Here is a 23,157-nt window from a genome sequence, read left to right on the forward strand (position 1 = left end):
GGAACAGGCGCCACCGGCCCGGCGTCTCTCCCGTAGACTAAACACGCCAGAATTCGGCAGCTTGAGACTGGGAGCAACTTCACGTGGCATCACTTATCGAAAAACTTCTCCGCACGGGTGACAAAAAAACCCTGCGGCAACTGCGGAACTATGCCGATTCCATCAATGCCCTGGAGAGCTCCTTCCAGACCTTCACGGACGCCGAGCTCCGTGAAGAAACTGACCGTCTGCGCGAACGCCACCAGGCCGGCGAGAAGCTCGACGATCTGCTGCCCGAAGCCTTCGCGGCGGTACGCGAGGCCTCGTCCCGTACCCTCGGCATGCGCCACTTCGATGTCCAGCTCATGGGCGGCGCCGCCCTGCACCTGGGCAACATCGCCGAAATGAAGACCGGTGAAGGCAAGACCCTGGTGGCCACCGCTCCGGCCTACCTCAACGCCCTCACCGGCAAAGGCGTCCACGTCGTCACCGTGAACGACTACCTCGCCGAATACCAGTCCGACCTCATGGGCCGCGTCTACCGCTTCCTCGGCCTCACCAGCGGCTGCATCCTCTCCAACCAGGACCCTGCGCTGCGCCGCGAGCAGTACGCCGCGGACATCACGTACGGAACGAACAACGAATTCGGCTTCGACTACCTGCGCGACAACATGGCGTGGGACAGCTCGGAACTCGTCCAGCGCGGCCACCATTTCGCCATCGTCGACGAAGTGGACTCCATCCTCATCGACGAGGCCCGCACCCCGCTCATCATCTCCGGCCCGGCGCAGGGGGACACCAACCGCTGGTACAGCGAATTCGCCAAGGTGGTCATGCGCCTGCAGGCTGAGACCGACTACGAGGTCGACGAGAAGAAGCGCACCGTCGGTGTCCTCGAGGCCGGCATTGAAAAGGTCGAGGACTACCTCGGCATCCACAACCTTTACGAGTCCGCCAACACGCCCCTGATCGGCTTCCTGAACAACGCCATCAAGGCCAAGGAGCTGTTCAAGCGCGACAAGGACTACGTCATCCTCGACGGCGAGGTGCTGATCGTCGATGAGCACACCGGCCGCATTCTCGCCGGCCGCCGCTACAACGAAGGCATGCACCAGGCCATCGAAGCCAAGGAAGGCGTCGAGATCAAGGCCGAGAACCAGACGCTCGCCACCGTCACGCTGCAGAACTACTTCCGCATGTACGACAAGCTCGCGGGCATGACCGGCACGGCCGAGACCGAGGCCGCCGAGTTCATGAGCACCTACAAGCTCGGCGTCGTTGCCATCCCCACCAACCGTGACATGACACGGATCGACCAGGCCGACCTGGTCTACAAGAACGAGACCGTCAAATTCGACGCCGTGGTCAAGGACATCGCCGAACGCCACGAAAAGGGCCAGCCTGTCCTCGTCGGCACCACCAGCGTCGAGAAGAGCGAATACCTCTCCCGGCTGCTGGCCAAGGAAGGCGTCCGGCACGAGGTCCTGAACGCCAAGAACCATGCCCGTGAAGCGTCCATCGTGGCCCAGGCCGGCCGCAAGGCCGCCGTCACGGTCGCGACCAACATGGCCGGCCGCGGTACCGACATCATGCTCGGCGGCAACGCGGAGTTCACCGCCGTCGCCGAAATGGCCAAGCGCGGCCTGGACCCGGAGGAGAACTCCGAGGAATATGAGGCCGCATGGCCCGAGGTGTTTGAATCCGCCAAGCAGGCCGTCAAAGACGAGCACGAGGAAGTCCTGAACCTGGGCGGACTCTACGTGCTCGGCACTGAACGGCACGAGTCCCGCCGCATCGACAACCAGCTCCGAGGCCGTTCCGGACGCCAGGGCGACCCCGGCGAGTCCCGGTTCTACCTCTCGCTGACCGATGACCTGATGCGCCTGTTCAACTCCGGCGCGGCCGAGCGGCTCATGAACAGCTCGGTGCCGGACGACGTCGCCCTCGAATCCAAGCTCGTCTCGCGCGCCATCGCCTCGGCCCAGGGCCAGGTGGAGGGCCGCAACGCCGAACAGCGCAAGAACGTGCTGAAGTACGACGACGTCCTGAACCGCCAGCGCGAGGCAATCTACGGTGACCGCCGCCGCATCCTCGAAGGCGATGACCTCCACGAGAAGGTCCAGTACTTCCTGGAAGACACCATCAACGCCTTCATCGACGCAGCCACAGCCGAGGGCACGGGCGATGACTGGGACTTCAACCTCCTGTGGTCGAATCTCAAGACTCTCTACCCCGTGAGCTTCTCTCCGCGCGACGTCATTGACGAGGCCGGCGGCAAGTCCCGGATCACGGCCGAGTTCCTCCGGGAAGAGATCCTCTCCGATGCCCGTCTGGTGTACCAGGCCAGGGAGCAGGCGATCGGCTCCGAGAGCATGCGTGAACTGGAGCGCCGGGTTGTCCTGTCCGTCATCGGGCGCAAGTGGCAGGAACACCTGTACGAGATGGACTACCTCAAGGAGGGCATCGGGCTGCGCGCCATGGCCCAGCGTGACCCACTCGTGGAGTACCAGCGCGAGGGCTTCATCATGTTCCAGGCCATGATGGAGGCCATCCGCGAGGAGAGTGTCGGCTTCCTGTTCAACCTCGACGTCGAAGTGACGCCGGCGGAGGACGTTGTGGTGGCGGACGCCCAGGGCCAGCACACCGAACACCACGAGCCGCAGATCCATGCTGCCGGACTCGAAGCCCCGGAGAAACCCGCGCAGCTGCAGTACACCGCCCCTGGCGAGGACGGTGCCGCCCAGACCCGGATCGAGGCGAAGGTCTCCGGACGTTCGGGAAACCCGGCCAAGGCCGCGGCGCAGGACATTGGCCGCCGCGCTGCGAAGAAGAAGCGGCGCTAGGCACGACGCCAACGTACGGGAGGACCGGAGCATTAGCTCCGGTCCTCCCGTGTTTGCGCCTCCTTTCCTTGACAGTCCGGCCCTAGACAGTCCGGGCTTTCCCTTGCAGGCCGACGCCGGTCCTGCAGGTTCCTGCCCGTTGCGCCTTCGGCCCGCTACTGTTTTCTGCCTGCGGCCGTGTCGTTCAGCCGATCTCCAGCACGGTGACGCGCCATGCCGCCGTGTAGCGCTCCAGCCGCAGCGCGACCGCGCGGACCCGTGTTTCCTCGACCACCACCGCGCTGGCCTCGTAGACGTCATCCGCTACGCGGCAGGCCCGGACGGACCGGACGGACGGATTGCGGTGCAGCCTGCCCGCTGTTGGCGAGCTGCCGGAGGCAACCCGGCGAGTCAGTGCGGCGCGGTGCTGGAGGGCCGCCAGGCAGCGCGGGTCCAGGCGCCGGGAGAGCTGCTGTGCGGGCCGCGTGCCGGCCAGCACTTCGATCGCTGCCTGCACGGTGCTGCGGGAAATCGCGCATATCTCGCGGGCCTCGTCAACAACGCGCAGTGGCGGCGGGGCCGCGGCGGCGTGGTTGGCCGCTGGTGTTGCCGTGCCGGACACAACCCGGAGGGCGGGGGCGTGCGGGACGGGGGTCGCCGCGGCTGAGCGGATCCCGGTGACTGCGTTCATGACGGTTCCTTTGCTGATGGCTAATGGCTAATGCGGGTGGCTGGTGCCTGTGCGGGTGGCTGCGCCGGACGAACTTCCGGCCGGCCCGTGCTGTGGTCTTCGGTGTAGGCGGAGCCGGGCGCGGGGCAGGGGCCGTGGCCGTGGCTGCGGCCCGTGGTGCGGCGGGCGCCTAGCGTGGCGGCGGGAGGACCAGGACCTGTCCGGGCCGCAGCAAGTGCGGGTCGGCTCCGATAGCGTCGCGGTTGCCCGCATAGAGCCGGGGCCACTCCCTGGCGATGTCGACGTCGGAAGCCAACGGCCCCAGCGCCGCCGCGGCGATGCTCCACAGCGAATCGCCGGACCGGACCGTGACCTCTCTGCGGGCGCCGGGGATGTCCCGCGCGCGCACATGGCGTGCAGCCAATGGTCCGGCATCCACGATGGGGCTCAGCGGCTTCCACCGCGGGTCCAGCGCGGTACCGGCTCCCGGCCCTGGCGGGTCCGGCGCCAAGGCCTGCCCGGGCGACGGTGTCCACGAAGCCGACACCGCTGCCGGGCCGGTCCGGTCCGGCCCGGTCACGCCGGGCGCAGTGGCCGCGTTGGCCAGCGGCGCTGTCAGCAGCTGCAGCCCGACGGCGGCGAGCACCAGCCGCCGCATGAACGCCGGGCTGAACCGGGCCGTGGCCGCCGCCGCGCGGGTCCTGCCGAAGCGGTCCAGCAGTGCCGCTGCGACGGCGATGGCGAGTGACATCACCCACCAGGTGATGACAATCAGCCCGGCCGTATTTGCCACGATCCCCACCTGGTCCTCGAAGGACAGTGACTGCCGGCGCGCCGAGCCGGACTGCCAGCGCTGAATGAGGAAACTTCCCGTAGCCGCGAGGAAGATCCCAAGCAGCAGGATGACGGCGGCCATGGCGGCGTCGGCCCGAACTGTCTGTCTGGGCAGGCGGACGGGCAGGGGGCGGGCCCCGGGGTGCGGTGTTGCTGTCCGGTCCATGGGCTGTTTCCTCCAGTCAGAATGAATATCTTTTGATGCTGTTTAATGTCGTTTGATTATTTTTAATCCTGTTTAACGAAGTGTGATCCTGTTGTGTCCCGGTTGTCTAGGTGCAGTCCGTGCCTGTGGATAGGGTTGCCTACGGATTGACCGGTGCGGGAGGCCCGCCTACGCTGGCGCCATGCGGTGGGATGCCTTGTTTGAGGACATGGAGGGACAGCTGGCTGGGCGCCAGCGGCTGGAATTTGAGGCCGAAATAGCCGAGCGTGCACTGGTGGACTCTGCGGGAGTGGAGCTCGCGGACCGGCTCCGGGGGTCCCTCGGGCTCAGTATCCGCGTGCAGCTGTCCTCGGGGAGGGCGTACGAGGGAGTGCTGAGCCATGCGGGCAGCGAAGCCCTGGTCCTTGACGAGCCCCAGCACCAGGTACTCATTCCCTACGCCGCGGCGGCGCACTATGGGGGTCTTTCGCGGGTGGCGGTCTCCGAACCGTCAGTTGTCCGCCGGCGGCTCGGTTTGGGCAGCGCCCTGCGGGGACTCGCGAGAAACCGTGCGCCGGTGACGATATTTTTCGCTCACGACGGGGCGGATGCCGGGCTCTATGGCGTCATTGACACAGTCGGCAGGGACTTTTTGGACCTGGCCGTGACACGGGAGGGCGAGGAACGGCCTCCGGGGAACGCCCGGCAGGTGGTGGCCATTCCCTTCGGCGCCCTCGCGGGCATCAGATCCGTTGGTGCCGCCGGCAGCTAGTCAGCCCGCCAGGTTCAACTTCCGGCGGACTTCGCCTTGGCCTCTTCGATCATGCGGCTGGCCTCGGCGTAGCGCTCCTGGATGTACTGCTCGAGCATCTTCTCCTCGACGCGCCACTGGCCGCGCCCGCCCACCTGGATTGCCTTCAGCTCGCCGCTGCGAACAAGCGCGTAGGCGGCCGGAGAGTTGATCTGGAGCTGCTCGGCAACGTCAGCGAGAGTCAGGAATCGGGGCATGAATCCATTTTGCCACCGTTGAGGCCTACTGGTGCCGTTATCCACAGTTTGCGCCTGTTTGACCTTGGATCTTCCACCAGGGCGGCCCGGGCGCAACAATAGGGGTTGCCCGGCATCCCGGGAACGGACGGCGACGACAGGGGGAGCGGACGCATGAGTGGAAGCGCGGCAGCCGGAGGGGCCCGTTTGAAAAGGCCGTCCTGGAAAGACCCCCGGCTCCTCGTCGGAATCCTGCTCGTCCTGGCATCCGTGGTGGGCGTGGTCTCGCTGGTCGGTGCCGCGGACCAGACCACGGAAGCGTATGCAGCCCGGGAGCCGATCGCCGTGGGGGAGACGCTGACTACCGACAAACTGCACCGGGTCAAGGTACGGCTCGGGGAGTTGGAACAGCACTACCTGACCCCGGAGGCCGGCCTGGATGCCGGACTCGTGGCCGTGCAGCGGATCGGCAAGGACCAGTTGCTGCCGCGCGAGAGTGTCGGGCAACTGGACGGGCTGGACCGCAAGCCGGTCGCCGTCACCGTCGAGGAGAACCTTCCGGCCCAAGCCGTGGCGGGCTCGCGCGTGGATGTCTGGGTTGCCTTGCCGGACACCCGCAACGGCTTCAGCGAGCCCACCCTGCTCCTCTCCGGCGCCGAAATTGCCCAGATCACCTCGGGCAGTACGGCCTTGGGCTCCTCCCGCGCCACGGTGGTCATGGTGCTCGTCCCGGACGCCCAGATGCCCAAGCTGCTGGGGGCCCAGGCCAACAAAGCAAAGATCGCGGTCGTGTGGAACCCGGGCGGTACCGCGCGATGAGCATTCCCGTGGTGACCGTGGGGGACTCCCGTGATGACCTGGTCGGCGGACTCGAACGGCTGCACGGGCCCGTGTCCGTTGTCCGGCGGTGCAGCGAACTGGCTGAACTGCTGGCGGCCTGCCAGAGCGGGTTGGCCCGCGCCGCCGTCGTAGCGGCCGGCAGCGAAGAGCTGACGGCCTCGCTGGTGGACCGGCTGTCCGCCGTTGGCGTCGTCGTTATCGCACTGACCGACAACCCTGAGGAAACGGTCCGCCTGCGGACTATTGGCGTGGCAGCAGAAGCCCGCGCCATTGATGCCGCGGCCCTGGCGGCGCGGATTTCCGCGGCGGTGGCGCAGCTCAGCGGCGCCGGAGACGGGCCGGGGCTGGCCGCGCGTGACGGCGCCTCATCCGTCGCCGTCGCGGCCGCAGGGCAGATGCCGCGGTCTTCCGGGGCGCCGCCGGTCACCGCAAGTCCAGCCGCGAAGGGCCGGATCATTGCGGTCTGGGGCCCGGCCGGCGCGCCGGGCCGGACCCTGGTGGCCGCCAACATCGCGGGGGAGTTGGCCGCGGAAGGCCAATCCGTGCTGCTGGTCGACGCCGACAGTTACGGTGCCAGCGTGGCCGCCCTCTTGGGTCTGCTTGACGAGGCCGCCGGGCTGGCCCAGGCCTGCCGGCTGGCAGACCAGGGTCTGCTCGACGCCGATGCCCTGGTCAGGATCGCCACGACGGTGCCGACCAAGGCCGGGACAATGCGGGTGCTCACCGGCATCACGCGGGCGGACCGCTGGACGGAACTGCGCGCTGCGGCCCTCACGCTGGTGCTGGACCGTGCCCGGGAGATTGCGGATGTCACGGTGGTGGACACCGGTTTCTGCCTCGAAACCGATGACGCGCTGGGCTTTGACAGTGGCGCGCCGCGCCGCAACGCCGCGACCCTGCGAAGCCTGGAACTGGCCGACACGGTCTTTGCCGTCGGGGCAGCGGACTCCATCGGCGTGCCGAGGCTGGTCCGTGGCCTCGCCGAACTCCGGACGGCCGTCCCGCAGGCATCGCCCCACGTGGTCCTGAACAAAGTCAGAACCTCCGCCGTTGGACGCTCGCCCGAACGTCAGCTGCGGGCCGCCTGGGAGCGGTACGGCCCCTCGGCGCCATTGTCGGCGTTCCTGCCCTCCGACCCCGCGGCGAGCGATGCCGCCCTCCTGTCGGGGGCACTTTTGCTCGAATCCGCCCCTGAATCCGAGCTGCGGCAGGCGATCGCCACATTGGTTTGTGCACCTGCCCAGCGAATCAAGAAATCCTTTGTCTTTTCTTCCACAGCACGACGCCGGGCAAAGGGTTAGTGTCAACGTAAGGGCCGCAAAGAGGCGGCTGTGAACTTCTTTTATGGAGGCGTTTCGATGTCGTCTGGGTCCAGCGTGGAGGATCAGCCCGTTTCGATCGGTAGTAGCGAAAGCTACCTCGGGGATTACTACGAGCACCTCGCGGAGGAGGATTTCCGGGCCTATCCCCAGGAAGTCCTGACGGCAAGGACCGAAACCCACCGCCAGATCGCGGCGACGCGGAAGCCGGGCATCGCGAACATCGCCCTCCGTGACGAGGCCGACTGCAGCGTCCTGTACATCGTCACCGATGACATGCCCTTCCTCGTGGATTCCGTCAACGCCGAACTGGTCCGCCAGAACGCGCCCATCCACCTCGTGCTGCACCCGCTTTTCGTGGTGACCCGCAACCGGGAGACCGGCGATCTCGTCAAGGTGGCGCGCGTCCCCTCCCACCTGGGCATCTCCAGCGGTGACACGGCGGCCATGCCGAACCTCTCCCACCTCATCGCCGAGGGCGACAACGCCTCGCACATGGAATCCTGGATCGCCGTCGAGATCGACCTCGTCGACGACGAGAAGCGCGCGGAACTGGTCAAGGGAATCTCCCGCGTGCTTGGCGACGTCCGCGCCGCCGTCGAAGACTGGCCCAAGATGCGCACGAAGGCCCTGGAGATCTCCGCGGATCTGGACCGGGTGGCCAACCGGGCGCAGATTGCCGAGCTGCGGCAGGCCCAGGACCTGCTCCGCTGGCTCGATGACGGGAACTTCACTTTCCTCGGCTACCGCGAATACGACCTCGTGAACGAATCCGGCGAGGATGTCCTCGAACTGCGCGAGGAAAGCGGCCTCGGCCTGCTCCGCGCCGGCGCGGACACCCGACAGGTCCAGCACCTCACCGAGGCCGGCCGGAAGAAGGCCCGCGAGAAGCGCGCGCTCGTGATCACGAAGGCGAACTCCCGCTCCACCGTGCACCGCCCGGCGTACCTGGACTACATCGGCGTCAAGAGCTTCGACGCCGCCGGCAACGTCAACGGGGAACGCCGCTTCATCGGCCTGTTCGCCACGACCGCCTACGCCGGATCCGTCCGCGATATCCCCGTCGTCCGGGAAAAAGTGGCCGCCGTCCTCAGCGACGCCGGCTTCCCGCCTGACTCGCACTCGGGCAAGGACCTGCTGGGCATCCTTGAAACCTATCCGCGCGATGAGCTCTTCCAGATCGAAATCCCGGACCTCGCCGCCATCGCCACCGGCATCCAGCGGCTGCAGGAGCGCCGCCGGACGCGGCTCTTCCTCCGCCCCGACATCTACGGCCGCTTCATGTCAGCCGTCGTCTATCTGCCCCGCGACCGCTACACCACCAACGTCCGCCTGCGCATTGAGCAGGAACTGCGGGAGACCTTCAACGCCGTCTCCATCGACTACGAGGCGCGCATGACAGAGTCCGCTCTGGCCCGTCTCTTCTTCCGGATCCGGCTGCCCAAGGACGCCGACGTCAGCAACGTCAACAGTGACGAGCTGGAGAAGCGCCTGGTCCGGGCCGCCCGTTCCTGGGGCGAAGGCATTTCCGAAGTTCTGCGCGCCCGCGGCGACGGCGGAGACGCCAGCGCCAAGGAACTGGCAGCCGTCTGGGCGGAAGCATTCCCGGCCGGCTACCGGGTGGACTACGAGATCGAAGACGCGCTGCAGGACATCGACCGCTTCGAAAAGTACGGTGCCGCGGCCGAACGGGCCGGCGAAGCCGTCAAGGAGCACCCCGGTGTCCACGTGTACCTCCCCGATGGCGCCGGAGCCACACTGGAAGAGGACGCCCGGGTCAAGCTCTACATGCTGGAGCCGAAGAGCCTGAGCCAGATCCTGCCGTACTTCCATAACCTCGGCCTCGAGGTCCTGGACGAACGCCCGTTCGAGATCGAGACCGCGGATCACCGGGACTTCTTCCTCTACGACCTTGGCCTTAAATACCCCGCCGGCGTGGATCCCCAAGCCACCGGCCAGCTGCTGGGCGAGTTTTTCGGCGCCGCCGTGACCGGCGCCGTGGAATCCGACAGCTTCGACCGGCTGGTGCTGCGGGAAGGCATGCACTGGCGCCAGGTGGTCGTACTGCGCGCTTACGCCAAGTACATGCGGCAAATGGGCAACACTAACTCCTTCGGATTCCTGGCTGACACCCTGCTGGCGAACCCGGATGTCACCAGGGGACTCAGCGCCCTGTTCACAGCACGCTTCGACCCCGCGCTCAGCGACGCCGACCGCGTGCTCAGGGAAGTTGAGGTCCTCGCCGGCCTGGATGCAGCGATCGAGCAGGTCGCCACCCTCGATGCCGACCGCGTGCTGCGCACGTTCAAGAACCTTATCCAGGCCACGCTCCGCACGAACTACTTCCAGAACAAGCCCCACCTGAGCTTCAAACTGGATCCGTCCCTGATCGAGGGCCTGCCGTTCCCGCGGCCCATGTTCGAGATCTGGGTCTACTCGCCTCGGGTCGAGGGCGTGCACCTGCGCTTCGGCAAGGTGGCCCGCGGCGGCCTGCGCTGGTCGGACCGGCGCGAGGACTTCCGCACCGAAATCCTGGGCCTGGTGAAGGCGCAGACCGTCAAGAACGCCGTCATTGTCCCGACGGGTGCCAAGGGCGGCTTCTACGCCAAGCAGCTCCCGGACCCCGCGGCAGACCGCAGCGCCTGGATGGCCGAAGGTGTCGAGAGCTACAAAACGTTCATCCGCGGGCTCCTGGACATCACGGACAACCTGATCGTGACGCCCGAGGGCGAAACCGTCCGGCCCCCGGCCGACGTCGTGCGCCATGACGACGACGATTCCTACCTCGTGGTCGCGGCCGACAAGGGTACGGCGTCCTTCTCCGACATCGCCAACGGACTGGCCTTCGAATACGGCTTCTGGCTCGGCGACGCCTTCGCCTCCGGCGGCTCCGTCGGCTACGACCACAAGGCCATGGGCATCACCGCCCGCGGCGCGTGGGAGTCGGTCAAGCGCCACTTCAGCGAACTGGACCTCGACACCCAGGCCGAGCCCTTCACCGTGGTGGGCGTCGGCGACATGTCCGGCGACGTGTTCGGCAACGGCATGCTGCTCTCCAAGCACATCCGCCTGCTGGCGGCGTTCGACCACCGGCACATCTTCCTCGACCCCACCCCGGACGAGGCAACGTCCTACGCGGAACGCCAGCGGCTCTTCGAACTGCCCCGGTCCTCGTGGGATGACTACAACAAGTCGCTCATCAGCGAAGGCGGCGGCGTCTTTGCCCGGCAGGCTAAGTCGATCCCGGTGTCCGCGCAGGTCCGCGCCGCCCTCGGCCTCCCGGAGGGCACCACGGAGCTGAGCCCGCCGGAGCTCCTGCGCGCCATCCTCCTCGCCCCGGCCGACCTGCTCTACAACGGAGGCATCGGCACCTACGTCAAGGCCAGCACCGAAACGAATGCCGAGGTCGGTGACAAGGCCAACGACGCCATCCGCGTGGACGGCCGCGAACTGCGGGTCAAGGTGGTCGGGGAAGGCGGAAACCTGGGGATGACCCAGCGCGGACGCATCGAGGCCGCGCTGCAGGGCGTCATCCTCAACACGGACGCGATTGACAACTCGGCCGGCGTGGACTGCTCGGACCACGAGGTCAACATCAAGATCTTCGTGGACCGGATGGTGGCGGCAGGCAAGCTTGAGCCCGCCGAGCGTGCGGACTTCCTGGCCTCGATGACCGACGAGGTCGGCCGGCTGGTGCTCGAGGACAACATCGACCAGAACATCCTGCTCCTCAACGACCGGATGCGGGTCTCCGAATGGAGCCCCAGCTACGAACGGCTCATGGACTGGCTGGAAAAGTCTGCGGACCTCAAGCGGGACCTGGAGGCGCTGCCCACCACGGACACGCTGCGGGAGCGCCTGGAACAGGGCCAGGGGCTGACCTCCCCGGAGCTTTCGGTCCTGGCCGCCTACGCCAAGATCGAACTTGCCACCGCGCTGCGCGACAGCGACCTCGCCGATGACCCGTGGTTCCGCACGACACTGCGGGCCTACTTCCCGGAGCAGCTGCGGGAGAGGTTCGACGCCGAACTGGACACCCACCCGCTGCGCCGCGAGATTATCGCGACCGTGGTTGCCAACGACATGATCAACCTCGGCGGCATCACCTTCGCGTTCCGTGCCATCGAGGAAACCTCGGCCACGGAGGCGGCCGTCGCCAAGGCGTTCGTTGCCCTCCGCGAGGTCTACGAGCTGGACATCATGGTCACGGAACTCAACGAACTGCCGGCGTCGTTCCCGACCGAACACTGGAGCACCGTCCACCTGGACATCCGGCGGCTGCTGGACCGCGCCGTCCGGTGGCTCCTCGGCCAGGGCTCGGCGTCCCGTCCGATCGCCGAGATCGTGGCCGAATTCAAGCCGCTGATGGATCCCATGCGGGCCCGGCTGCTCGACTACCTCCGGGGCGACGACCGCGCCCGCGTGGCCGAATGGCTGGAGAAGGCCCGCAGCTGGGACCTTCCGGAAGACCTGGCTCACCGCTGGGCGGAACTGTTCGAGAGCTTCGTGCTCCTGGACATCGCCAAGATCGTCCACGGCAGCAAGGAATCCGTGGCCGATATTGCCCACGTGTACTACACCGTCTTCAACCGCTTCCATGCAGATTCCCTCCTCGAACGCATCACCAAGCTGCCGAGGGAGGACCGCTGGCAGGCCCTGGCCCGTGCAGCACTGCGCGATGACCTCTACTCCACCGTCTCGGACATGACGACGGCGGTGCTGGAGTGCACCCCCGCCGGGACTCCCGCGGAGGAGCGGCTGGCGGTCTGGGAGGGCCAGAACGCGGAGCAGCTGGGCCGGGCGAAGTCAATGTTTGACGAGGTCAATGCGCTCGAGGCCGATGACATGGCCTCACTGTCGGTAGCATTGAGGCTCTTGAGGTCAATCGTCCGACGCTAAGGGGCTGCCGTCCCTGGCGTCGCAAATGGAGGTGCTGTGGCAATCTTTACGGACCCAATCAGGGAACATGCTGATTTCGGCCCGGGGGACGCCGAATGGCTGCATCTCCTGGTCGGCGACTGGCAGATGGTCGCCGATCTCGCGTTCGCCGACCTTGCCCTGTGGTTTCCGCATCCGGAGTTCGGCTATGTGGCACTGGCCCACGTCCGCCCCTCCACCACGCACACGGTGTTCCACGCCGACTTCGTGGGGGAGGGGATCCGGTCGGACCTGCAGCCGCTGGTCGACAAGGCGTGGGAGAGCCGCGCGATCGAGCGCTCCAACGAGACCAACTGGAGCAGCGACATGGCGCTGCGGGTTGAGGCAGTCCCGATGGTCCGCAACGGCCGTACCCTGGCGATCGTGACCTCCCACATGGACCTTTCGAGTTCGCGGATGCCCTCCCGGCTCGAGCTCACCTACCGGCAATGCGCGTACGATCTGCTGCGCATGGGAACCCTGGGGCTGTGGCCGGACTTCGCGTCGCCCACGGGCTCGCGCCGGGGCGCTCCCCGCGTGGGTGACGGTTTGATCAGGCTCGACGCCGAGGGGATCGTGCAGTACGCCAGCCCCAACGGGGTCTCGGCGTTCCGCCGCCTCGGCGACGGCGAGTCGCTCGAGGGCCGGTCCCTGGCCGAGGTTACTGCCGGGCTTTTGCGGGACCGGCGCATGGTCGATGAAACACTGCCGCTCGTCGTCACCGGCCGGATGCCGTGGCGCAGTGAAATCGAGTCACGCGGCGTGAGTCTTTCGCTGCGCGCGATCCCGCTGCGCGACGAACAGCAGCGCTTCGGCGCCTTGGTCCTGTGCCGGGACGTCTCGGAGCTGCGCCGCCGGGAGATGGAGCTGGTCACCAAGGACGCCACGATCCGCGAAATCCATCACCGGGTGAAGAACAACCTGCAGACTGTCGCGGCCCTCCTGCGGATGCAGTCGCGGCGCATGGTCAGTGACGAGGCCAAGCAGGGACTCGAGCAGGCCATGCGGCGGGTGGCGACCATTGCCCTCGTGCATGAGACGCTCTCGCAGGGCCTGACGCAGAGCGTTGATTTTGACGAACTCATCGGCCGCCAGTTCCGGCTCTCGGCCGAGGTTGCCTCGCCTTCTCAGCAGGTCAAGACGCAGCGTTCGGGCCTCTTCGGCGAACTGCCGAGCGACTTCGCCACCCCGCTGGCCCTCGTCATCAACGAACTGGTCACGAACGCCGTCGAGCACGGGCTGGAGGGGAGGACCGGCACTGTCTGGCTGCTCGCCGACCGGTCTGAGAGCGAGGACGGGGATGAACTTCTCACCGTGACAGTGGAGGACGACGGCGTCGGACTGCCGGACACGCCGTATGTCGAGGGCCTGGGCCTGCAGATTGTCCGCACACTGGTCATGAGTGAACTCGGCGGCACCATCCACTGGCAGGGAAGGGATGGCGGGGGAACGGCAGTCCAGATTGTCCTGAGCCTGACGCCGCGCTGACAGCTTGCCGCATTGACAGCTTGGCGCCGCATTGACAGCTTGGCGCCGCGCTGGCGCCGGCTTAACGCGCTGGCGTGGGCTTAAACGGAGAATGGCCGCGGACCTGTGGGTCCGCGGCCATTGCTGCAGGGTAGGACGATGGCTGCCGGCACTCCGGCAGCAGGCTTAGGAGGCGCGCCGTGCCCGTGCTGCGCGGCGTTTGAGGGCGCGGCGCTCGTCCTCGCTCATGCCGCCCCACACTCCGGCATCCTGGCCGGATTCCAATGCCCATTGCAGGCAGGTGTCCACGACGGGGCAGCGCCGGCAAACACTTTTCGCTTCCTCGATCTGCAGGAGGGCAGGGCCGGTGTTTCCTACGGGGAAAAACAGCTCCGGGTCCTTGTCAAGGCAGGCTGCGCGGTTACGCCAATCCATGCTGATCAGTCACTCCATTCCTGGGAACTCGTTAAATGCCTTTGTGAAATTATTCACTAGAGGCTTCATAAGAAAAGGGCCCATTGGGGCCCCCTCGGTCATCTGGATTAAGCGTGTCATGTTAACGCTGTGTAAACAAGGGGTAATTGAGGCCAAGATGCCTCGAGACCGTGAGCGATGCATCACATTCAGTGGCGGAGTCCTCACATCTAGACGACTATGTCCGGTAGTGTGCCAGTGTGTCAAGGCCCCCTGTGAACCCTGAAGACCCCCGTGAAAATGCCGGCGAAAACCCCGGTGAGAATCCCCGCGAAAACCCCGGCGACAGTCTCCGTGAAAATGCCGGCGGGCATCCCGCAGCAGATACGCTGCGGAATCCGGGCGAAGCCCCTGCCGGAAGCCCTGTGCGGCCACGGGGAATTGTTGTCATCGCCGTGATCGTGGCACTGGAAGCCGCGGCGCTGCTCGTGGCGGCCATCTGGTACGGGACCCAGCTTTTGACCGGGGCGCCAGTGCTCTCTTTCTGGGGTGCCGTCTTTACGCTCTGCCTCCTGCTGGCCTTCTCCGTCTGGCTCTTTGCCGTCGCCCGCTTCCTGCTGCGAGGGTTCCGCTGGACTCGGGCCGGTGCCCTGGTGGCCCAGCTCTTCCTGCTGACCATCGGCTTCCCCACCCTGACCGGCGGCTATCCCGTGGCCGGACTGGCCATGCTGATCCCCGCTGTGACGGCGATCGTGCTTCTGTTCGACAAGCGGGTCATAGCGTTCGCCTCACGGGCAGCCGGAGCCCCGCCCGCCCTGTAGCGGTCCGTCCCGTGCGGCGTGCCGCCCAGATGAGATGCGCTCGGCCCCGCCGTTGGACCGGAGAGACTCCGGCCGGACGGCAGGGCGGGGCGCAGCCAGCTGGACCGGCGTCGCGCGGCCGTCGGAAATGATGACGGCGCGTCCCGGCGGGGGACTGTGCTCCGGATCGAACCGGACCCCGAACGGCTCACTGTCCATGGGCCCCCGCGGACGTATCAGGACCGCCCGTCCCTGGCCACGCACGGTGGCGGCTAGATCCACCCGTTGCCCAAAGGCCGGGCCAAATCCCGCGGTGAGGATCACCCTCCAGCCCAGACTGTTCAGGGACGCCAGGGCCCTGTTGGCCTCGGGTGAGAGCAGATCGGCGTCGTCTGCGAGCGCAATCGCTGACCGGTCCAGGGTGCCTGCGAGCGCGCTGGCGTGGAGTCCGGACCAGTACTGGCCGGAATCGGTCCCCGGCCGCGGCGCGAGCCAGGCGCAAGCGGGGTTCATCCCCGGCAGCGCAGCCAGCAGCGTGCTTTTGCCCGAGCCGGGGCCGCCGAGGACCGCGAGGACGCCGCCGGGCGGCAACTGAATCTGTTGCGGCCGGAGTTCGTCGCCGCCGACCCCGAGGACCAACGCGGCCGCCGGGACCGGGACGTCCGCGGTGCCGGGCAAGGCGCTGGACCCGGCAGCAGGCGCCGGAATCCTCTGCCCTGGACCGGAGCTGCCGCACTGGGCCAGCACCTCGTCCACGGTCACCAACCCAGGCAGCGCGTCCACCCGGAAGGGACTCGTCGAGACGGCTGCACCCGTGGCGTGCCGCCCGCCCGCGGCTGCTGGTTCGAACAGCTGGGCCGCATGCCCGGTCGCCAGAGGCGTGGGAACAAAGGCGCCGAACACGGCCACGCGGCCGGGGACGGGTTCCAGCGCCGGAAGCCGCGGCCATGCAAGCCGGCCTTCGTCGGTAGACCCCAAAGGGAAGAAGATCCGGTTGGGCAGGCCAGCGAAGAACCTCGCGGTCACGAGCTCACGCCCGCCCGAGACGATGACAGTGATCCCTGCCCGGGAACCGTCCCGCACGATGTCATGAACGAGGTCTTCGGCCCAGGCCAGCGGGCCGGACCGGAATGCCGAAACCCAGGCGCCCCAGCCGCTGAGCACCAGGACCAGTCCGGACCGCGGCCCGCCCGCCGGCGTCCCCAGCCGTGACGTGGCTTCTTCGGCGACCCGCCGCAACACCCTGGCGGCCCGGCGCACTTCCTGCAGCCCGGCCACCGCGCCGACCCGGGGCTCCGCCGCGGCGCCGCTGAAAGCGCCGGTGGCGTCAAGTATGTACAGGTGCGACTCGACGCTGCCGGCCAGGAGCTGATCGACTGCGAGGGCCAATACAGGATCGCCGGCGCCGGCCTCAGCGCCGACAAGGCCCAGATGCCCGTGTACGGCAGGACTCCAGCCCAGCTCCGCGACGCCTTGGAGTTCCGGCAGGTCCACCCGCCCCAGCCGGACTGTGTCCCGCTCGGCGTGCCCGGGACCTGGATGCGGCAGCAGGGCCGGCAGGGGATCTGCCACCGGCCGGCGGGGACGCCGCGCGCCAAGATCCTCCCAGATGGCTATAGCGGAGTCGATGAGCGCGGCCGTTCCCTGTGCCGGAGTCGGAACAGGAACCGGGACCGGTGTCGGGGCCGCGCCGTCGTCAGCGTCGCGTCCGCCGGAGCCGCCGCCGCGGGAACCTGCGGCTGCCGGTGGCCGCGTCAGCTCGTCCGTGACCGTTCGAACCGTGATTGTTCCCTCTGCCTGCGGGGCGGTCCGGGGCGTCAGGGCGGCCGTCTGGAACTCCTCCGGAGCTTGTGCACCGCGGATCAGGTACGCCCGCCCGGGGCGGCCAATGGGAATGGCGGCCGCAAGCCCGGAGCCCATAATGTCGAACGATTCGGAGCCGGACTGGACCCGGAGCGCGATGCAGGTGGTGACATTGGCCCTGATGTCGGCGTTCAGGGCTCCCTGCGGGCGCTGGGTGGCCATGACGAGATGGATCCCCAATGACCTGCCGATGGCGGCAATCCTCATGAGTTCGGAGAGGGCGCCGGGCGCTTCGTCCACCAGGATCCTGAACTCGTCAACGACGATGACCAGATAGGGGACGGGCGGTCCGGCGGCCGGTGACGCCTCGTAGGCTGTGAGGTCCGGTGCATTGGCCCGGGCGAGCAGCTCCTCCCTCCTCCGGACCTCGGCCCGCAGGGAAACCAGTGTGCGCTCCACCTGTGTGGCGCCCAGATCGGTTAGCATGCCGACGCAGTGCGGAAGGCCGGTGAGCGGGCCCAGGCCGGAGCCGCCCTTGAAATCTATGAAGAGCAGGTTGACCCGGTCCGGAGGATGGCTGGCCGCGAGGCCGGCGGCAAGAGTCCGCAAGAACTCCGACTTCCCGGAACCCGTGGTCCCCGCGACCAGGAAGTGCGGACCGTCAGCCTTTAGATCGATCCGCACGATCCCCCGGATCGCCGCGCCGACCGGCGTACCCAGCCCGGCCTCCGTGCCGCTCCGGGACCAGCGCCGGGAGATGTCCGATGCCGAGAGGGGAAGGACGTCGGCCAGGCTGCAGTGCTGCGGGATGGCCGGCGGGGGAGTCGCCGGCGTGCGCCGTGTGGCACTGAACCCCCGGCAAAAGCGGTCAAAGACCTCGGCCGGGACCAGATCCGGGACGAAGTCCAGGGGCAGGGACCCAGTCCTGATCAGGGCACCGCGCCGGCCGAGGACAATGCCGGGGTGCACGCCGGGACCCGGCTCCGGCGAGCACTCGATCACCTTCCACCCGTGTGCCGCCGCCATTGCCCTGAATGCCGGGCCGGCGCCGGCAGCGCCCGGCCCGGTCGGGGCGCCGGCAGCGTCCGGCCCGGGCGGGGCGCCGGACCGCGCCGGAGTGTCCCAAAGAATGAGGAACCCCCCGTCGAAGCCCTCGCCCGGACCCGGACCACCGGTGCCGGTACTGCCGGGACCGCCCGGACTGCCCTGACCCGCAGGACCTCCCGGATCGCCCGGTCCGCCTGGAGCGCCCGGACTCCCGGGATCGCCGGTACTGCCGGGACCGCCCGGACCGGCAGCGAGCAGGGCCGCGGTGGTGGCGTCATTTGCGGACAGTGTGACGCCGGGCAGGAAACGCGCTGGCAACGGCACCGTGTCCGCCGGGCCGTGCAGCAGCAGGCGGGTGCTGCCCGCCAGAGGATAGGCGGCCAGTTGCAGGATGAACGAGCGCATCAGCCCGGCCGTCGCGGGCGCGGGGCCGTGGACAGTCACCACTGCCGGGACCGGGTCCAAGGTCAGGGGCACTTGGCCGAGCGGGGGTGGCCGGAAGCCGGAGTCGGGTGGTTCAAGCCGGATATTCGCCCTCTGGTCCGCCAGCCCCAGCCGCAGGCAGATATCCGGCGGCTCCCCGTGACGTGCACGGGCCGCCGGGGGTACCGCGGCCGCGCAACCAATGGTCAGGTCCGCCGCGGACGGTGCGGCCTGCCGGCGACGTTCCCGGTCCTGCAGGGCGGCCTCCGCCACAGCGGCATGGAGCTCGCGGCGCTGGCGACGGCCCGCAAGGAACGGGACGAGGACGGACACGCCAGAGACTGCGGTGAAGGCCAGGAACATCCACATGCCGGTAAGAAGTGCCAGGCCGACGCCGACCAGGAGCGGCAGCACCGCGGCCAGCGCCACGGCGGCCCGGTGGCCTGGGGCGGCGGCGCCGCGGACAACCAGCGGCGCGGCAACGCTGGAGCCGGCCAGCGATGTCACGGTATCCCCCGCAGCACCGGGTACGCCCGGCGGCCCGAGTCGGAGCGAGATGGTGGAATCGCCGCAGCGGATCGAGGACGCCGTCGTCACCGGGGCCATTCGCACTTTCCGGCCATCGACGCTGGTGCCGTTCACACTGCCGAGGTCCTGGATCGTGACGTCCGAGTCCGCGACGTCCAGGCGCGCGTGCTCCCGGGAGAGCGCAGCATCAGGGATCACGATCTCGGTGCCGCCGCGTCCGATCCGGAACCGTCCCCGCCGCAGCGCGACAAGCATGCCCGCGCCGGGACCGCTGTCCACGGCGAGCAGCAACGTGGCAGTGTCCGGTTTGCCCGGCCCGGAGCGGAATGCCGCGACCGATCCGCTCACCAGCCCTGCACCCTCAACCAGCCCAGCGCCCTCAACCAGCCCCGCCCCCTTAGCCAGCCCGGCACCCCCAACCAGCACCGCCGTATCAACCAGTACGGCACCCTGGACCAGGGGAGGCACGCCAACGGTCATGGCGGCGACCGGCGCTCCCCGGACCGACAGCCCACCGGTCCCGTAGCGCCGGGCGACGGCAGCCTCCAGGTCCGCGCCCGGGCACGGGTCGGGGACCTCGACGGACAGCTCAATGAGCTGCCCGTCCGGCATCGAACCCGCCGCGGGCGCGCTCTGGATCAGGGTGCTGGGCACGAGAGTGCAGTGGTAAATCATCCGCGACCTCCTTTCCCGTGCGGCGGCCCGGTTCCATAGGCCCGGTTCCACAGGCCCGGTTCCACAGGCCCGGTTCCACAGTAGGGATGCTCCGCCCCGGCCGCGCCCGGGAAAATGATCCATGTGGAAAACGCTTCGGAGCGGCGTGGCTACCTCCGCCAGGCGGGGCTCCCGGACCCGTTATGGGGGTGGTATCGGACCGTGGGGCGAGGCGCGATTCGCCGGTACCCGCCGGGTCTCAGGTAGGCTAGACCAGCAGACAATGCACAACATTGCGCTGCCCGCATTCGAACCAGGAGAGTTTGTGACCGCTGACCTCGTCATCGTAGGGTCGGGCTTTTTCGGCCTGACAATCGCAGAACAGGCCGCCACTGAGCTGGGCTTGAAGGTAGTCGTCATCGACCGCCGGCACCACATTGGCGGCAACGCCTACAGCGAAAAGGAAGAGCAGACCGGCATTGAGGTGCACCGTTACGGTGCCCACCTCTTCCACACGTCCAACGACCGCGTGTGGGAGTACGTGAACCGCTTCACGACGTTCACGAACTACGTCCACAAGGTCTACGGCGTGCACAAGGGCGAGGTCTACTCCCTGCCCATCAACCTGGCCACGATCAACCAGTTCTTCCGGGCCAACCTCACCCCCGGGCAGGCCCAGGAACTGATCAAGGAGCAGGCCGGCGAACTGGCCGGCACCGATCCGCAGAACCTGAACGACAAGGGCATCCAGCTGATCGGCCGCCCGCTCTACGAGGCGTTCATCAAGCACTACACCGGCAAGCAGTGGCAGACGGATCCGAAGGACCTGCCCGCGGGCATCATCTCCCGCCTTCCGGTGCGCTACAACTACGACAACCGGTACTTCAACGACAAGTACGAGGGCCTTCCGACCAACGGCTACACGGCGTGGATCGAAAAGATGGCCGAACACCCCAACATCGAGGTCCGGCTCAACACGGACTTCTTCGATGAGTCCCACGAGTACAGCAAGGGCAAGGTGGTCGGCAACATCCCGGTCGTCTACACCGGACCCGTCGACCGCTACTTCGACTACGCCGAAGGCGATCTGTCCTGGCGCACCATCGATTTCGAAGAAGAGGTGCTCGACGTCGGGGACTTCCAGGGCACATCGGTAGTGAACTACAACGACGAAGACGTCGCGTACACCCGCATTATCGAACCGAGGCACTTCCACCCGGAGCGCGACTACCAGTCGGAGAAGACCGTCATTATGCGCGAGTTCTCCCGCGCCGCGGAGAAGGGCGACGAGCCCTACTACCCGATCAACACGCCCACGGACCGCGATCGGCTCCTCAAGTACCGCGACCTGGCCGCGGCCGAGCAGGATGTCCTCTTCGGCGGCCGCCTCGGTACCTACAAGTACCTGGACATGCACATGGCGATCGGCTCGGCCCTGACCATGTTCGACAACAAGATCCGCCCGCACTTCGAGGGCGGCGCCAAGATTGAAAGCGGGGGAGTGGACGCATGAGCGCCGCAACCGACACCCAGGTAGAGTCCGCCCAGCAGTGGGACACCCTCCAGCGGGTCATCCTGCCCAACGCCAGCCAGATGGACACGGTCCCCCTGTACATGGACATGGGCACCGCGACCGGCATCCAGCTTCCCACGGTTGGCAGCGGCGACGGCAAGAAGGCCAGGGCACAGTCCTTCAGCAGCTCCACCAAGGAAGCCCACGTTGAGGACTTCCTGTCCCGCAGCTCCACCAAGGTCCGTTCGGGGGAGCGGGTCTCGTTCGGCAGCTACTTCAACGCCTTCCCGGCGAGCTACTGGCGGCGCTGGACGACCGTGGACAAAATCCGGCTTCAGGTCCGCACCCAGGGCGCCGGATCGGTCATCGTCTACAAGTCCAACGCCCGCGGGTCCCTGCAGCGTGTCGACACACGGCGCGTCGAGGGCTCGGCCGAGAACACCTTCGAGCTGTCCCTTGCGCCTTTCGGTGACGGCGGCTGGTACTGGTTCGACCTCGTGGCAGGCTCCGAACCGCTTGTGATGGTCGACGCCGAATGGCAGGGCCCCGCTGTTGAGAGCACGCCCGGTTCTGTCACCCTGCAGATCACGACGCTGAACAAGACCGACTTCTGCCTCAACAACCTTCGGCTGCTGGCCGAGAACCCCGATGCCCTCAAGCATGTCCAGGAAATCCTGCTGGTTGACCAGGGCACGCAGAAGGTCGAGGACGCGGACGGTTTCGCCGAAGTCCATGAGTCGCTTGGCGGCAAGCTGCGGATCATCAACCAGTCGAACCTCGGCGGCTCCGGCGGCTTTGCCCGGGGCATGTTCGAGGCCGTCGAAAACGGCAGCGACTACGTCCTGCTCATGGACGACGACATCGTGGTGGAGCCTGAAAGCATCATCCGCCTGCTCACGTTCGCGGACCGCTGCAAGACCCCGACGATCGTCGGCGGCCACATGTTCGACCTGTACAACCGGACGGTTCTCCACACGTTCGGCGAGGTGGTCAACCCCTACCGCTTCCAGCCGTCATTGCCGAGCGAGGACATGGTCCTTGGGCATGATTTCCTGTCCTCGAACCTGCGCCAGACCTCCTGGTTGCACCGCCGCTGCGATGTGGACTACAACGGCTGGTGGATGTGCCTGATCCCGACCTCGGTCATCCGGGAAATCGGCCTCTCGCTGCCGCTCTTCATCAAGTGGGACGACTCGGAATACGGGCTGCGCGCCAAGGCGCACGGCTTCCCGACAGTCTCGCTGCCGGGTTCGGCCGTATGGCATGTGTCCTGGATCGACAAGGACGACCTCGTCGGCTGGCAGGCCTACTTCCATGCCCGCAACCGGATCGTGGCGGCATTGCTCCACAGCCCTTACGAGCACGGCGGCCGCGTGGTGCGCGAATCGCAGTATGCCGACATCAAGCACCTCGTGTCGATGCAGTACGCGACCGCGCACGGCCGCGGCTGGGCGCTCGAGGATGTTCTCAAGGGCCCGGCCGATCTGCCGGACCTGCTGCCCTCGAAGCTGCCCGAGATCCGTAAGATGATGGCGGGCTACTCGGACTCGATTTTCCGGGCCGACGCGGACGAGTTCCCGACGCCCAAGATGGACAAGCCGCCGCGCCGCGGGCACGGCGTGTCGCAGCCGTCCAGGGTCACCCTCCTTCCCTGGGCTGCCAAGACGGTCGCACGCCAGTTGTTCCGCCCGGTCACCAAGACGAGTGCGGAACGTCCGCAGACCAACATTGCGCACCAGGACAACCGCTGGTGGCGGATCGCGCAGTTCGACAGCGCCATCGTCTCCAACGCCGAGGGAACCGGCGCTTCCTGGTACAAGCGCGACCCTAAGCGTGTGAGGGAGATGCTCACCGAGAGCAGCCGCCTGCACGCTGCCCTGCTCAAGGACTGGCAGTCGCTGAGCAAGCAGTACAAGGCGGCGATGCCGGAGCTCACGTCCCTGGATTCCTGGAAGAAAATCTTCGAAGAACACACCCAGAGTGAAGTGAAATAGC

Annotated in this window: 14 protein-coding genes; 9 read left to right on the top strand and 5 right to left on the bottom strand. The window is 67.5% G+C overall.

All coding sequences use genetic code 11. The features are described from left to right. Positions 1 to 83 precede the first annotated feature (83 nt). The gene (gene secA, locus C566_RS0115190; RefSeq protein WP_018775209.1) at positions 84 to 2,822 is read left to right on the top strand and encodes a preprotein translocase subunit SecA; all 2,739 of its coding nucleotides are present in this window, start codon (positions 84 to 86) and stop codon (positions 2,820 to 2,822) included. Between the two features lie 184 nt (positions 2,823 to 3,006). Here secA and C566_RS23230 read toward each other — a convergent pair whose 3' ends face one another. Both C566_RS23230 and C566_RS0115200 read right to left on the bottom strand, forming a co-directional pair. Continuing rightward, a complete protein-coding gene (locus C566_RS23230) occupies positions 3,007 to 3,492 on the bottom strand; it encodes an Rv3235 family protein (RefSeq protein ID WP_018775210.1) in 486 nt (161 codons plus the stop codon). A 169-nt stretch (positions 3,493 to 3,661) separates the two neighbouring features. Further along, the gene (locus tag C566_RS0115200) at positions 3,662 to 4,471 is read right to left on the bottom strand and encodes a LysM peptidoglycan-binding domain-containing protein (RefSeq protein ID WP_051082332.1); all 810 of its coding nucleotides are present in this window, start codon (positions 4,469 to 4,471) and stop codon (positions 3,662 to 3,664) included. Positions 4,472 to 4,652: 181 nt separating this feature from the next. Between C566_RS0115200 and C566_RS0115205 the strand changes: the two genes are divergently transcribed. Further along, a complete protein-coding gene (locus C566_RS0115205) occupies positions 4,653 to 5,222 on the top strand; it encodes a hypothetical protein (RefSeq protein ID WP_018775211.1) in 570 nt (189 codons plus the stop codon). Positions 5,223 to 5,236: 14 nt separating this feature from the next. Here C566_RS0115205 and C566_RS0115210 read toward each other — a convergent pair whose 3' ends face one another. Then, complete coding sequence (locus C566_RS0115210; protein WP_018775212.1) at positions 5,237 to 5,458, bottom strand: helix-turn-helix domain-containing protein; 222 nt, start codon at positions 5,456 to 5,458, stop codon at positions 5,237 to 5,239. A 153-nt stretch (positions 5,459 to 5,611) separates the two neighbouring features. On the opposite strand from C566_RS0115210, the gene C566_RS0115215 reads away from it, so the two are divergent. From C566_RS0115215 to C566_RS0115230, 4 genes are read left to right on the top strand one after another with little or no spacing between them, the layout of a single operon-like run. Beyond that, complete coding sequence (locus C566_RS0115215; RefSeq protein ID WP_026266739.1) at positions 5,612 to 6,256, top strand: hypothetical protein; 645 nt, start codon at positions 5,612 to 5,614, stop codon at positions 6,254 to 6,256. After that, entirely contained in the window at positions 6,253 to 7,578 is a 1,326-nt protein-coding gene (locus tag C566_RS0115220; RefSeq protein WP_018775214.1) for an AAA family ATPase, read from the top strand. Before C566_RS0115215 ends, C566_RS0115220 begins: the two co-directional genes overlap by 4 nt. A gap of 57 nt (positions 7,579 to 7,635) precedes the next feature. Beyond that, positions 7,636 to 12,495 (top strand): NAD-glutamate dehydrogenase, encoded by a 4,860-nt coding sequence (locus C566_RS0115225; RefSeq protein WP_026266740.1) that lies wholly within the window; start codon positions 7,636 to 7,638, stop codon positions 12,493 to 12,495. A gap of 36 nt (positions 12,496 to 12,531) precedes the next feature. Then, the gene (locus C566_RS0115230) at positions 12,532 to 14,001 is read left to right on the top strand and encodes a sensor histidine kinase (RefSeq protein ID WP_018775216.1); all 1,470 of its coding nucleotides are present in this window, start codon (positions 12,532 to 12,534) and stop codon (positions 13,999 to 14,001) included. A gap of 165 nt (positions 14,002 to 14,166) precedes the next feature. Here the strand turns inward: C566_RS0115230 and C566_RS0115235 are convergent, their stop codons facing one another. Beyond that, entirely contained in the window at positions 14,167 to 14,415 is a 249-nt protein-coding gene (locus tag C566_RS0115235; protein ID WP_003804966.1) for a WhiB family transcriptional regulator, read from the bottom strand. Between the two features lie 404 nt (positions 14,416 to 14,819). Here C566_RS0115235 and C566_RS0115245 point away from each other — a divergent pair, with 404 nt between their 5' ends. After that, a complete protein-coding gene (locus tag C566_RS0115245) occupies positions 14,820 to 15,215 on the top strand; it encodes a hypothetical protein (protein ID WP_018775218.1) in 396 nt (131 codons plus the stop codon). Here the strand turns inward: C566_RS0115245 and C566_RS21610 are convergent. After that, positions 15,183 to 19,670, bottom strand: a complete 4,488-nt coding sequence (locus C566_RS21610) for an FtsK/SpoIIIE domain-containing protein (RefSeq protein ID WP_051082333.1) — start codon at positions 19,668 to 19,670, stop codon at positions 15,183 to 15,185. The genes C566_RS0115245 and C566_RS21610 overlap by 33 nt on opposite strands. A gap of 304 nt (positions 19,671 to 19,974) precedes the next feature. On the opposite strand from C566_RS21610, the gene glf reads away from it, so the two are divergent. Further along, the gene (gene glf, locus C566_RS0115255; RefSeq protein ID WP_018775219.1) at positions 19,975 to 21,162 is read left to right on the top strand and encodes a UDP-galactopyranose mutase; all 1,188 of its coding nucleotides are present in this window, start codon (positions 19,975 to 19,977) and stop codon (positions 21,160 to 21,162) included. Further along, positions 21,159 to 23,156, top strand: a complete 1,998-nt coding sequence (locus C566_RS0115260; protein WP_018775220.1) for a glycosyltransferase — start codon at positions 21,159 to 21,161, stop codon at positions 23,154 to 23,156. The genes glf and C566_RS0115260 overlap by 4 nt, the downstream gene beginning before the upstream one ends. The last annotated feature ends 1 nt before the right edge of the window (position 23,157 follow it).

Origin of the sequence: Arthrobacter sp. 131MFCol6.1 (assembly GCF_000374925.1) — a bacterium.
GTDB lineage: Bacteria > Actinomycetota > Actinomycetes > Actinomycetales > Micrococcaceae > Arthrobacter.

Bases quoted from the DNA above. Each gene is read 5' to 3' on its own strand.
- C566_RS0115220 (WP_018775214.1), top strand. From the start codon at position 6,253: ATGAGCATTCCCGTGGTGACCGTGGGGGACTCCCGTGATGACCTGGTC.
- C566_RS0115235 (WP_003804966.1), bottom strand. From the start codon at position 14,415: ATGGATTGGCGTAACCGCGCAGCCTGCCTTGACAAGGACCCGGAGCTG.
- C566_RS0115225 (WP_026266740.1), top strand. From the start codon at position 7,636: ATGTCGTCTGGGTCCAGCGTGGAGGATCAGCCCGTTTCGATCGGTAGT.
- C566_RS0115200 (WP_051082332.1), bottom strand. From the start codon at position 4,471: ATGGACCGGACAGCAACACCGCACCCCGGGGCCCGCCCCCTGCCCGTC.
- C566_RS21610 (WP_051082333.1), bottom strand. From the start codon at position 19,670: ATGATTTACCACTGCACTCTCGTGCCCAGCACCCTGATCCAGAGCGCG.
- C566_RS0115210 (WP_018775212.1), bottom strand. From the start codon at position 5,458: ATGCCCCGATTCCTGACTCTCGCTGACGTTGCCGAGCAGCTCCAGATC.
- C566_RS0115215 (WP_026266739.1), top strand. From the start codon at position 5,612: ATGAGTGGAAGCGCGGCAGCCGGAGGGGCCCGTTTGAAAAGGCCGTCC.
- C566_RS0115260 (WP_018775220.1), top strand. From the start codon at position 21,159: ATGAGCGCCGCAACCGACACCCAGGTAGAGTCCGCCCAGCAGTGGGAC.
- C566_RS23230 (WP_018775210.1), bottom strand. From the start codon at position 3,492: ATGAACGCAGTCACCGGGATCCGCTCAGCCGCGGCGACCCCCGTCCCG.
- C566_RS0115205 (WP_018775211.1), top strand. From the start codon at position 4,653: ATGCGGTGGGATGCCTTGTTTGAGGACATGGAGGGACAGCTGGCTGGG.